Genomic DNA, 12,331 nt, shown 5'->3' on the forward strand with positions numbered 1-12,331 from the left:
AATCGCGCCATTGCCCCGACCCAGACCCCGCCATCCCGATGCCGAACGACACTTCCCCCTCGCTGCTGACCGTGAGCGACGCGGCGTCGCGGCTCGGCGTCACACCGCGCACACTGAAGTATTACGAAGAGCGCGGGCTCGTCACGCCGTCACGCAGCGGCGGCCGCTATCGCCTTTACGACGAAGCCGATCTCGAACGCTTCGCCCGCATCCTGCGGCTGCGCGCGCTCGGCTTTTCGCTACACGGCATCACCGAGATGCTCAAGCGCCCGCTGGAAGAAACGGGCGACGGCCGGCGCCGTTATTCGGACGCGTCGTTGCGCGACATCCGCTCGGGGCTCGCCGGGCAAATCGACACGCTCGATCGGCGGATCGCGGCCGTCCAGCGCGAGTTGAAGGAAGCCGTCGCGCTGCGCAAGGAACTGCAGCACGACATCGACTACATCGAACGTCGCCTCGCCGGCGAAAACCCCGACACGCTGATCGCGCAGCGGCAAGCCGAAGCCGGCACGCGGCGCGCGCGCAAGGACCGGGAATGAACGTCGCGCCAGGTCGCCCGCCACTGTGGAGCCGCGCGAACCTGCGCGCGGACCTGTTCCCGTGGGCGCTCGCGCTCGTCACCGGCATCGACTACTTCGACAACGCGGCCTTCTCGTTCTTCGCGAGCTATATCGCGGGTGGCATCAACGCATCGCCCGACGAACTCGTGTGGTCGTCGAGCGCGTATGCGGTCACGGCCGTGCTCGGCATCCTGCAGCAGCAATGGTGGGTCGATCGGCTCGGGCATCGCCGCTACGTCGCCGGCTGCATGCTGATGTTCTCGTTCGGCGCGATCGCGGCGGCGCTTGCCGACACGTCGCTCGAGCTCGCGTTCGCGCGCGGCTTCCAGGGCTACTTCATCGGCCCGATGATGGGTGCATGCCGGATCCTGATCCAGATCAGCTTCAAGCCGCAGGAGCGGCCGCCCGCCACGCGCGCGTTCCTGATCATGATCCTGCTCGGCAGCGCGCTTGCACCGATCGTCGGCGGCCTGCTCGTCGCGCATTCGACGTGGCGCGCGCTGTTTGCGTGCACCGCGCCCGCGGGCATCGCGTTCGCGATTCTCGCGCTCCTCACGCTGCCCGATTCGGGCAGGACGCCCGACGACGAACGCGGCTCCGGGCATTTCTGGCCGTACGTCGTGTTCGCGCTCGCGCAAGGCGCGCTGCAGATCGTGCTGCAGCAGGTGCACTACCAGCTCTACAGCGGCTCGCCGATGCTGATCCTGCTGACGATCGCGGGCCTCGGCGCGCTCGCGTGGTTCGCGTATCACCAGTGGAACCATCCGACGCCGCTCGTGCGACTGCATGCGTTTCGCGAGCGCACCTTCCAGGTCGGGCTGCTGCTGTACATGTTCTATTACTACGAGTCGACGGGCTTCAGCTACCTGACCTCCCGCCTGCTCGAAGGCGGGCTCGGCTATCCGGTCGAGAACGCCGGGCGCCTGGTCGGCACGATGTCGCTGATCTCGGCCACCGCGCTGTTCGCCTACCTGCGCCATGCGAAGCGCGTCACGCACAAGAAATGGTTCGTCGTGCCGGGGTTCGCGATCGCGATCGTCGCCGCGCTGTGGATGACGCGGATGACGCCCCAGGTCGGCGAGGCCGCGCTGATCGTCCCGTTGCTGCTGCGCGGGCTGTTGCTGCTGTTCATCGTGCTGCCGGTCGCGAACCTGACGTTCCGCATCTTCGCGATCGACGAATACACGCATGGCTACCGGCTGAAGAACATCGTGCGACAACTGACGATCTCGTTCGCGACGTCGTCGGTGATCATCGTCGAGCAGCACCGACTGGCGGTACATCAGACGCGGCTCGTGGAGCGCGCGAACGTGTTCGATCCGCTGTTCCAGCAAACGGTCGACACACTCACGCACAGCTATGCGGCCGCCGGCCATGCACTGAGCGAGGCGCACGCCCTCGCGATCGCATCTGTCGCCCGGATGGTCGCGCAACAGGCGTCGTTTCTCGCGTCGCTCGACGGTTTCTATTTCCTCGCGGGTGTCGCGCTCGTCGGCGGCCTCTTCGCGGCATGGCAAAAAGAGATCGATTGAGTTAAAAGACAGGCTTTGGATTCTCCCGCGCTGCCTCCATGCTCTCGAAACTGACCCGCTGGTTCGACGACCGCCGCCGCGACCGCGCGCTGCGCAGCCATCCGATTCCCGATGCGCTGTGGCAGGACACCGTCGCACGCCTGCCGTTCCTCGACGCGCTGTCGCCCGGCGACCTGGGCCGGCTGCGCGAGCTGACGAGCCTGTTCATCGCGAAGAAATCGTTCTCGACCGCGCATGGGCTCGAGCTGACCGACGAGATGATCGTCGCGATCGCCGCGCAGGCGTGCCTGCCCGTGCTGAACCTCGATCTGTCGCTGTACGACGGCTGGGTCGGCGTCGTCGTGTATCCGGGCGAATTCGTCATCCGCAAGACCGTGCAGGACGAGGACGGTGTCGTCCATGAAGTCGAGCAGGATGCGAGCGGCGAAGCGTGGGAAGGCGGCCCGGTGATCCTGTCGTGGGAAGACGCGCAGATGACGGACGGCCGCGACGCGTACAACGTCGTGATCCACGAGTTCGCGCACAAGATCGACATGGTCAACGGCGAGGCCGACGGGTATCCACCCCTTTTTCGCCGCTGGCACGCGCCGCACCTCGACGCGCAGGCGTGGGCCGACGTGTTCGAGCATGCGTACGACCAGTTCTGCGCGCGCGTCGATGCGGTGCCGGATCGCGCGTGGGCGCGCTTCGAGCGCGACTCGCTGATCGATCCCTATGCGGCCGATCACCCGTCGGAGTTCTTCGCAGTGTGCAGCGAGGCGCTGTTCGTGCGACCGCGCGCGTTCGAGTCCGAATTTCCGGAACTCTACCGGCTGCTCGCCCGCTACTATCGACAGGATCCGGCCCGGACGGGCGCCCTCGACGCGCGGTGAAAATTATTCGTCAACCGTCTGATTTTCTGGCATAATCGCCGTTTTTCGACCTTAGGCAAGTGGCTCGCGCCGGGCTTGACGTCGGCTGAATCGCGCAAATGCGTGCGGTCCGGCACGGCAAGCGGCGGGTTGGCTACCGCTCTCACCAAGGAACATCATGAAACCTGGCATTCACCCGGACTACCGCGAAGTCGTCTTCCAAGACATGTCGAACGGCTTCAAGTTCATCACGCGCTCGACGATCCAGACGCGTGAAACCATCGAACACGAAGGCAAGACCTACCCGCTCGCCAAGATCGAAGTGTCGTCGGAATCGCACTCGTTCTACACGGGTCAGCAAAAGATCATGGACACGGCAGGCCGTGTCGAGAAGTTCAAGAACAAGTTCGGCGCACGCGCCAGCGGCAAGGTCGCGAAGTAAGCTTCGCACCGATCCGGTGGTTGCAACGCACCGGTACCGCACGAAAGGGCAGCCCAGGCTGCCCTTTTTTGTCTCCGCTCGCCGGGAAAACACCGCTCGCAGGCCGGTGCCGGGGCAATCGTCCGACGCGCAACGGCCGGCGCGTCTACAATGCCGGATGCTCGAATCCGGCGCCGTCGGCGGGCGCATGACCGCGCCGGCCGCCCGCCCATAACAAATCGCTCATCTGCATGAAGCCAGTCGTTCGTCTCACCGCCTCCGCCACGCGCGCGCTGCCGCGCTGGCTGCTGCTCACGCTCTGCCTCGTCTACGCGGCGTTCGGCCTGTTCGGCCGCGACCCGTGGAAGAACGAGGACGCGGCAGGTTTCGGCGTGATGTGGACGATGGCCACCGGCGGCTGGCACGACTGGCTGCTGCCGAATCTCGTCGGCAAGTTCATCACGACCGACGGGCCGCTCGGCTACTGGCTCGGCGCGCTGTCGATCCGCGCGCTGGCGCCGTGGGTCGACGCGAGCAACGCGTCGCGCGTGGACACGGGCGTGCTGTTCTGCGTCGCGTGCGCGTTCGTCTGGTACGCCGCCTACCTGCTCGGCCGGCGCGCCGAGGTCCAGCCGTTCAAGTACGCATTCGGCGGCGAGCCGGAGCCGCGCGACTACGGCCGCACGCTCGCCGACGGCGCGCTGCTGGTCCTCGTCGCGTGCTTCGGGCTCGCGGAGCGCGGCCACGAAACCACGCCGCAGCTCGCGCAGTTCGCGTGGATCGCGATGTTCGTGTACGGCATCGTGCGCGGCATCGACAAGCCGATGCAGGGTGCGCTGTGGTGGGGCATCGCAATCGGTCTCGTCGCGCTGTCCGGCAACCCGGTGCTCGTCGTCGCGCTGCTCGCCGGCACCGCCGCGCTGTGGCTCGTCACGCCGGAAATGCGCAATCTGCGCCTGCCGCTGATCGGCCTGCCGCTCGCGGCCGCGATCTTCGCGCTGTGGCCGCTCGCCGCGTTCCACGCGGCACCCGACGACGCCGCGTGGTTCTTCAACCAGTGGATCCATGGCAGCCTGATGCGCTTCTCGGGGCCGCCGACCGCGGTGCTCGCCTACGCGGCGAAGAACCTGCCGCTGTTCACGTGGCCCGCGTGGCCGCTCGCGATCTGGGCCTGGTGGAGCTGGGCCGGCATGCGCCGCCGCGCGCACATCGCGATTCCGCTGTCGGTCGTGGTGCCGCTCGTCGCGCTCGTGATCCTGCAGAGCCAGCAGTCGAACCGCATGTACATGCTGCTGCTGCCGCCGCTCGCGGTGCTCGCCACCTTCGCGCTGCCGACGCTCAAGCGCGGCGCGATCAACGCATTCGACTGGTTCGCGGTGCTGAGCTTCACGATTCTCGGCACCTTCGTGTGGCTCGTATGGCTCGCGTCGCTCACCGGCTTCCCGCACCCGCTCGCGCGCAACCTCGCGCGCCTCGTGCCGGGCTACGAACCGCACTTCAAGATCCTGTCGTTCATCTGCGCGGTGATCGTCACCGTGTGCTGGTGCCTGCTCGCGCGCTGGCGCATCTCGCGCCAGCCGAAGGTGCTGTGGCGCAGCGTCGTGCTGTCGGGCGCGGGCACCACGCTGATGTGGGTGCTGCTGATGACGCTGTGGCTGCCGATCGTCAACTACGGCCGGACCTACAGCGACGTCGCGCAGCAGATCGCGTCGCATCTGCCGAAAGACTACGAGTGCATCTCGCCCGTGCGGCTCGGCGATGCGCAGATCGCGACCTTCGCATACTTCGGCGACATGCACTTCGAATTTTCGGGCGACTGCGACGTGATCCTGCGCCAGGATCGCGCGGACTTCGGCGAGCCGAGCGCGATGTCGCAATACGTGTGGCGTCTCGTGTGGGAAGGCCGCCGCGTCGCCGACCGCGACGAGCGCTTCCGCCTGTACGAGCGCATCGAGCGGCCGACGGCGCCCGTCAAGCGCCGCGGCGCGCGCCACCGGACGGTCGATTGACGATGTTCGCCGACATCCGCCGGATCGTCGGTCTCGCATGGCCGGTGCTCGTCGGCCAGCTCGCGATCATCGCGTTCGGCGTGATCGACACGGCAATGGTCGGCCGCTATTCGGCCATCGACCTGGCCGCACTCGGGCTCGGTTCGTCGATCTACGTGTCGGTCTACATCGGGATGACGGGCATCCTGTCCGCGCTGCAGCCGATCACCGGGCAACTGTACGGTGCGCGGCGCTACGCGGAAATCGGCGAAGAGGTCCGCCAGGCGCTGTGGCTCGCGCTGATGCTCGCGGTGCCCGGCTTCCTGCTGCTGCATTTTCCCGAACCGCTGCTGCACATCGCCCACGCGCCGCCCGCGCTGCACGACCGCACGGTCGATTACCTGCGAATCCTGTCGTACGGCCTGCCGGCGAGCCTCGTGTTCCGGATCTACAACGCGCTGACCAACGCAGCCGGCAAGCCGCGCCTCGCGATGATCCTGCAGGTCGGCGCGCTGCTGCTCAAGTTTCCGCTCAACGTGTGGTTCATCTTCGGCGGCCTCGGCGTGCCGGCCCTCGGCGGCCCCGGCTGCGGGCTCGCCAGCACGCTGATCAACTGGGCGCTCGCGCTGATCGGCTTCACGCTGCTCGCAAAGCTCGACGTGTTCTCGCCGCTTTCGATCTTCTCGCGCTTTTGCTGGCCCGTCTGGGCACGCCAGAAGGCGATCCTGAAGCTCGGCGTGCCGATGGGCCTGTCGTACCTGATCGAGGTCACGTCGTACACGTGCATGGCGCTCTTCATCGCGCAATTCGGCACGACGACGCTCGCCGGCCATCAGATCGCCGGCAACATCGGCGCGGTGCTGTACATGACGCCGCTGTCGATCGGCGTCGCGGCGTCGACGCTGGTGGCGCGCGCACTCGGCGCCGGCCGCCCGGACGAGGCACGCCTGCTCGGCCGGCACAGCGTGATGCTCGCGTGCGGAATCGCGGCCGCGTACGGCGTGCTCGTGTTCACGCTGCGTCCGCTGATCGTCGGCGGCTACACACCGAACCCGGCCGTGGCCGCCGCCGCGCTGCCGCTGGTCGCAATCGTCACCTGCTACCACTTCTTCGACGCGCTGCAGATCACGTCGGCCTTCGTGCTGCGCGCGTACAAGGTCGCGGTCGTGCCGACCGTGATCTATGCGGTCGCGCTGTGGGGCGTCGGGCTCGGCGGCGGCTACGTGCTCGGCTTCGACGTCGGCGGCATCGCACCGGCCTGGCTGACCGGCGCGCGCGGCTTCTGGTTCGCGAACACGATCAGCCTGATGCTCGCGGGCGCGGGCCTCGCGCTCTACCTGCGCCACGTCAGCCGCGCGCAACCGGCCGTCAGCGCATACAGCGCATGACGCACGGCGCGCGGCCTACGCGTCCTCCAGCACGTCGGCCGCGTGGTACGAGGACCGCACGAGCGGGCCTGCAACGACTTCCCTGAAACCGAGCGCCAACCCCTCGTCGCGCCACGCGGCGAACGCGTCGGGGCTCACGTAGCGGCGCACCGGCAGATGATGCGCGGACGGCGCGAGATACTGGCCGAGCGTCAGCACGTCGACCTCGTGCGCGCGCAGGTCGCGCAGCGTGTCCCGCACCTCGTCGTCGCGCTCGCCGAGCCCGAGCATCAAACCGGATTTCGTCACGAGCGTCGGCCGCGCGGCCTTCGCCTGCGCGAGCAGGTCGAGCGAACCGCGATAATCGGCGCCCGGCCGCGCCGCCCGATACAGCGACGGCACCGTTTCGAGGTTGTGATTGAACACGTCCGGCCACGCCGACGACAACGCATCGAGCGCCCGCGCGACGCGGCCACGGAAGTCGGGCGTCAGCACCTCGACGCCGATGCCCGGCACGCTCGCGCGCACCGCCGCGATGCAGGCCGCAAAATGCGCGGCGCCGCCGTCGCGCAGGTCGTCGCGATCGACCGACGTGATCACGACGTAGCGCAGCCCGAGCGCCGCGACCGCGTCGGCGAGCCGCGCGGGCTCGTCGGGATCCAGCGGCTCGGGGCGGCCGTGCGCGACGTCACAGAACGGGCAGCGCCGCGTGCACAGTCCGCCCATGATCATGAACGTCGCGGTGCGCTGCGCGAAGCATTCGCCGATGTTCGGGCACATCGCCTCCTCGCAGACGGAATGCAGCCGGTGATCGCGCAGCACGGCCGCCATGTCGGCGACCGCCCCGCTCATCATCGGCCGCGCCCGCAGCCACGGCGGCTTCGGCAGCGCCGCGCCGGCCGCAGGCTCGACGCGCACCGGGATGCGCGCGAGCTTGTCGCGGCTCCTCGCGCCCGGCTGGCCGAGCGCGGTGAGGCTGGGTCGTTCGAGCGCGGCGGCCATCGTCAGTCTCCGAGAAACGCGACGATCAGGCGGTTCACGTCGGCAGCCGCCTCCATCTGCACCATGTGACCGCTGCCGGCGATCACCTCGGCCCGCACGCCGTCCGGCAAGCCCTGCGCATGCTGCGCCGGAATCACCTGGTCGCGCTCGCCCCAGATCACGAGCGTGCGCGGCGCGAGCGCCCCGACGCGGTCGCGGAACACGCGCCGCTGGGACGCGCCGTCGAACGCGGCGTTCGCGATCTTCTCCAGCGCGGCCTGCACGCCTTCGAGCCGCTTGTACTTGACGAGATCCTCGACCAGTTGCCGCGTGACGAGCGCGTTGTCGGCGAACAACGCACCGAGGTGCGGCTTCAGCGTATTGCGGCTGTTGCCGGCGACGAAGCCGTCGATGTAGCCGCGGTTGATATCGACGCCAAGCCCGGCGCTCGCGATCAGCGTCAGCGAGGCCACGCGTTGCGGCGCGCGCTCCGCCGCCGCCATCGCGACCGCGCCGCCCATCGAGTGCCCGATCAGGTGCGCGCGATCGATGTGCTGCGCATCGAGCAGCACGAGCACCGCGTCGGCCAGTTCGTCGAGACTGCCGGTGTCGACCGCCTTGCCCGACTCGCCGTGCCCGGGCAGGTCGAGCGCCCATACGGGCCGATGCGCGGCGAGCTCCGCGTGGTTGAACAACCAGTTGTTCAGGTCGCCGCCGAAGCCGTGGATCAGCACCGCTGGCGTGCCCGACCCGTCGCCGAGCTTCAGGAACCGGACCGTGCGTCCACCGATCTGCGCCTTCTCGGGTTGCGGACCGGCCGCGTCGTCGGCGGCCGCGGTCGGCACGAAGTCGCGCTGGAATTCGGCGATCGCCGCGTCGATGTCGGCATCGCTTGCCTCGGCCGCAGCCACCACGCCGAGCAGCGCACCGACCGGCAGCGTCTCGCCTTCCTGCGCGACCTGACGGCGCAGCGTGCCGTCGAACGCGCATTCGACGCCCGACGAGATCTTGTCGGTCTCGACGTCGAGCACTTCGTCGCCCTTCGTCACGCGTTCGCCGATCGCCTTCAGCCAGCCGTTGACCTGCCCCTGCTCCATCGACAGCCCCCACTTGGGCATCGTGATCATGTGAATCGACATCGTGTCAGCTCCTCGTCTTGAGTACCGCCTGCGCGATCGCATCGGCGGACGGGATGTAAAGGTCTTCCAGCACGCCGGCGAACGGCGCGGGCGTGTGCGGTGCGGTCACGAGCTCGATCGGTGCCTTGAGCGATCGGAACGCGCGCCGTGCGACGAGCGCGGCGATGTCGGTCGCGATCGAGCAGCGCGGGTTCGCTTCATCGACCACCACCACGCGTCCGGTGCGCTCCGCGCTTTCGAGGATCGTTTCCTCGTCGAGCGGCGACGTCGTGCGCAGGTCGATCACGTCGACCTGAATGCCGTCCTTCGCGAGCTTCGCGGCCGCGTCGGTCGCGAGATGCACCATGCGTCCGTACGTGACGATCGTCGCGTCGTCGCCGTCGCGCACGACGTTCGCCTCGCCGAACGGAATCGCATAGGATTCCTCAGGCACATCGCCTTCGCGGGTGTAAAGCAGCTTGTGTTCGAGGAAGATCACGGGATCGTTGTCGCGGATCGACTGGATCAGCAGCCCCTTCGCGTCGTAAGGCGTCGACGGGCACACGACCTTCAGCCCCGGGATGTGCGTAAACAGCGACGTGAGCATCTGCGAATGCTGCGCGGCCGCGCGCAGGCCGGCGCCGTACATCGCGCGGATCACGACCGGCGTCACGGCCTTGCCGCCGAACATGTAGCGGAATTTCGCGGCCTGGTTGAAGATCTGGTCGAAGCACACGCCCATGAAATCGATGAACATCAGCTCCGCGACGGGCCGCATCCCGCACGCGGCCGCACCGACCGCCGCGCCGATGTAGCCGCCTTCCGACAGCGGCGTATCGAGCACGCGGCCCGGAAACTTGTGGAACAGCCCCTTCGTCACGCCGAGCACGCCGCCCCATGCGTCGTCCTCGCCCGGCGCGCCCGCGCCGCCCGCGTTGTCCTCGCCCATCACGATCACGCTGTCGTCGCGCGCCATTTCCTGCGCGAGCGCCTCGTTGATCGCCTGCGAATAAGTGATCTTCCTTGCCATGTCCGTCTCCTGGAATATTGGGTTCGCCGTGCCGGCGTCGGGCCGGTGGCCGCTGTGTCACATCGCGCTCACGGGTACGACACGTACACGTCGGTCAGCAGGTCGGCCGCGTCGGGCAGCGGCGCGGCCTTCGCCTGCGCGACCGCGTCGTCGATCAACGCCTTCACCTGCGCATCGACCGCGCGCAGTTCGTCGGTCGTCAGCGCCTCGGCACGCACGACGCGCGCTTCGAAATGCTTCAGGCAGTCCTTCTCGTCGCGCAGCTTCTGCACTTCGCCCGGCGCGCGATAGGTCTGCGCATCGCCTTCGAAGTGACCGAAATAGCGCGTGAACTTCACTTCGACGAGCGTCGGGCCACCACCGTTGCGTGCCCGCGCGACGGCTTCGCCGAGCGCCTCGTGCACCGCGAAGAAATCGAAACCGTCGACGATCACGCCCGGCATCCCGAAGCCGTTCGCGCGATCGGCGATGTTGTCGGTCGCGACCGACCAGCTCGACGACGTCGCTTCCGCATAGCCGTTGTTTTCGGCCACGAAGATCGCCGGCAGCCGCCACACCGACGCGAGGTTCATCGATTCGAAGATCACGCCCTGGTTCGACGCGCCGTCGCCGAAGAAGCACACGCCGACGCCGCCCGTCTTCTTGTGCTTGGCCGCGAGCGCCGCGCCACACACGAGCGGGCCGCCCGCGCCGACGATCCCGTTCGCGCCGAGCATCCCCATCGACAGGTCGGCGATGTGCATCGAGCCGCCCTTGCCGTGGCAGACGCCCGTCTTCTTGCCGTAGATCTCGGCCATCATCCCGTGCACGTCGACGCCTTTCGCGATGCAGTGGCCGTGCCCGCGGTGCGTGGTGGCGACATAGTCTTCAAGTCCGAGGTGCAGCATCGTGCCGACCGCGGAGGCCTCCTCGCCCGCGTACAGGTGAACGAAGCCGGGGATTTCGCCGGTCGCGAACTCGACGTGCAGGCGTTCCTCGAATTCGCGGATCGTGCGCATCAGCCGGTAGGCGTCCAGCAGCGTGTCCCTGCTGAGCTGTGTCGAAACGGTCATGTGTGTCTCCTGGGTAGGTCTGACTGCGAATGCCGCCGCGGCAACGCCCCGGCGACGGATTGCACGACGGCCCGGCCGTCGGTGAAACGTGAAGCCATCGTCAGTCGCGCCACGCGCCGGCATCGCGCAACAACTGCCGCGACGACGCGTAACGCAGCGTGCGGCCGACATCGACCGTCAGCGGTCCGCGCCAGTCGAGCGCGATCTCGTAGCGGTCGCCGCGCGCGACCTCGATCTCGCGCTCGCCATCGAACGCGAGCGTGCCGTGCTCGAACGGGATCGTCTGCCACGCACCCGGCTCGAGCCGCTCGCAACTGCGCATCACGACGCGATCGACGCGCCCGGGTGCGATCGGCGCGACGAGCGGCGTGCCGGCGGTCTTGCCGTCGACGGCGAAACGCATCGCGAGCCCGTGCGGCGCACCGCGCTCGAGCGGCGCCCACGCGCCGCCGAGCGCGGACAGGCCGATGCCGTCCGGCTCCGCGAAAGTCAGATAAAGCGTGTCGATGTCGTCGGGCCCCGAGATCGCGCGCGCGCCGATGAAGCGCTGGCGGGCCGCGCACACGTCGACGAGCGCGATTTCCTCGCGCCCCGCGTTCGCGCCCGCCGCGCAGCGCACGACGAGCCGCTTGTTGCGCGCGAACGCGACCTCGGCCGGCACGGCGCCGGTCGCGGCGAGTCCTGCCGCGACGCCCGCGACGGTCGCCTCGCGATGTTCGGGAAACGCGTTGTTGGTGCCGGTGGACAGCGCGACGAGCGGCGTCGCGCCGCAATGCGCGGCGACCGCGCGATGGGTGCCGTCGCCGCCGAGCACGACGATCAGCGCGACTTCCATCCGGTGCATGTATGCGGCGCCGGCGTGCGTGTCGGCGACGGTATCGGAGATCGGCAGGTCGACGAATTCGACGTCGGGCCAGCGCTCGCGCGGCGCGACCGCGCGATGCGTGTCGAGCGCACGCATCAGCAGCGTCGCGATGCCCGTCTTGTCGCGCAAGATCAGCACGCGCTCGACGCCCATCGCGCCGAGGCCGGCAAGCAGACGCACGACCATGTTGGCCTTTTCCGCCGTCGGGAACACGGATGCATGCGTCGTCAGGCGGCGAATGTCGCGCCCCGATGCGGGGTTCGCGATCACGCCGACGGTCACGGGCGTCGTCACGGGCTTGTCTCCATCCAGTGGACCGGCGCTCGCGCCGGCCCTGCATGTGTCGTCCGCCGTCATCGAGGGCAGCGGATCGTCGTCGCCGACGCGACCGCGCCGAGCTTGCCCGTGACATCTGCAAGCGGCGTGCCACCGTGAGTGCCACGACCACGGAACCCGCTTGCAGACTGGCGCGGCGGCCATGCCGGCCATCGCCTGCTGTTGCCGCGACAGCCCGACGCCCCGCGAAACCGCCCATGCGTCTCACGCCGTCGATCGCCCCGCGCGCC

At 68.7% G+C, this 12,331-nt stretch carries 11 protein-coding genes; 6 read left to right on the forward strand and 5 right to left on the reverse strand.

Features of this window, described 5'->3' with window-relative positions:
• Positions 1–38: 38 nt before the first annotated feature.
• The 6 genes from WS46_RS31465 to WS46_RS31490 all read left to right on the forward strand — a co-directional run bounded on the left by WS46_RS31465 (position 39) and on the right by WS46_RS31490 (position 6,740).
• Positions 39–539, forward strand: coding sequence for a MerR family transcriptional regulator (locus WS46_RS31465; protein ID WP_059693252.1), 501 nt, complete (start codon positions 39–41; stop codon positions 537–539).
• Entirely contained in the window at positions 536–2,092 is a 1,557-nt protein-coding gene (locus WS46_RS31470) for an MFS transporter (RefSeq protein WP_059693254.1), read from the forward strand. Before WS46_RS31465 ends, WS46_RS31470 begins: the two co-directional genes overlap by 4 nt.
• A 38-nt stretch (positions 2,093–2,130) precedes the next feature.
• Positions 2,131–2,964, forward strand: a complete 834-nt coding sequence (locus tag WS46_RS31475; RefSeq protein WP_059529890.1) for a zinc-dependent peptidase — start codon at positions 2,131–2,133, stop codon at positions 2,962–2,964.
• Between the two features lie 157 nt (positions 2,965–3,121).
• Entirely contained in the window at positions 3,122–3,385 is a 264-nt protein-coding gene (locus tag WS46_RS31480; protein ID WP_040144297.1) for a type B 50S ribosomal protein L31, read from the forward strand.
• 230 nt (positions 3,386–3,615) lie between these two features.
• On the forward strand, positions 3,616–5,373 hold the full coding sequence (locus tag WS46_RS31485; RefSeq protein WP_059693257.1) for a glycosyltransferase family 39 protein: 1,758 nt from the start codon (positions 3,616–3,618) through the stop codon (positions 5,371–5,373).
• A gap of 2 nt (positions 5,374–5,375) precedes the next feature.
• Complete coding sequence (locus WS46_RS31490) at positions 5,376–6,740, forward strand: MATE family efflux transporter (RefSeq protein ID WP_059529884.1); 1,365 nt, start codon at positions 5,376–5,378, stop codon at positions 6,738–6,740.
• 15 nt (positions 6,741–6,755) lie between these two features.
• Here WS46_RS31490 and lipA read toward each other — a convergent pair whose 3' ends face one another.
• The 5 genes from lipA to WS46_RS31515 form a co-directional block, all read right to left on the reverse strand.
• Complete coding sequence (gene lipA / locus WS46_RS31495; RefSeq protein WP_059693259.1) at positions 6,756–7,721, reverse strand: lipoyl synthase; 966 nt, start codon at positions 7,719–7,721, stop codon at positions 6,756–6,758.
• Between the two features lie 2 nt (positions 7,722–7,723).
• Entirely contained in the window at positions 7,724–8,839 is a 1,116-nt protein-coding gene (locus WS46_RS31500) for an acetoin dehydrogenase dihydrolipoyllysine-residue acetyltransferase subunit (RefSeq protein WP_059693260.1), read from the reverse strand.
• A 4-nt stretch (positions 8,840–8,843) separates the two neighbouring features.
• On the reverse strand, positions 8,844–9,848 hold the full coding sequence (locus WS46_RS31505; RefSeq protein ID WP_059529875.1) for an alpha-ketoacid dehydrogenase subunit beta: 1,005 nt from the start codon (positions 9,846–9,848) through the stop codon (positions 8,844–8,846).
• A 68-nt stretch (positions 9,849–9,916) separates the two neighbouring features.
• Positions 9,917–10,900 (reverse strand): thiamine pyrophosphate-dependent dehydrogenase E1 component subunit alpha, encoded by a 984-nt coding sequence (locus WS46_RS31510; protein ID WP_059529873.1) that lies wholly within the window; start codon positions 10,898–10,900, stop codon positions 9,917–9,919.
• A gap of 100 nt (positions 10,901–11,000) precedes the next feature.
• A complete protein-coding gene (locus WS46_RS31515) occupies positions 11,001–12,059 on the reverse strand; it encodes an ATP-NAD kinase family protein (RefSeq protein ID WP_059693262.1) in 1,059 nt (352 codons plus the stop codon).
• Between the last annotated feature and the right edge of the window lie 272 nt (positions 12,060–12,331).

Source organism: Burkholderia sp. RF4-BP95 (genome assembly GCF_001521985.1).
GTDB classification, from domain to species: domain Bacteria; phylum Pseudomonadota; class Gammaproteobacteria; order Burkholderiales; family Burkholderiaceae; genus Burkholderia; species Burkholderia diffusa.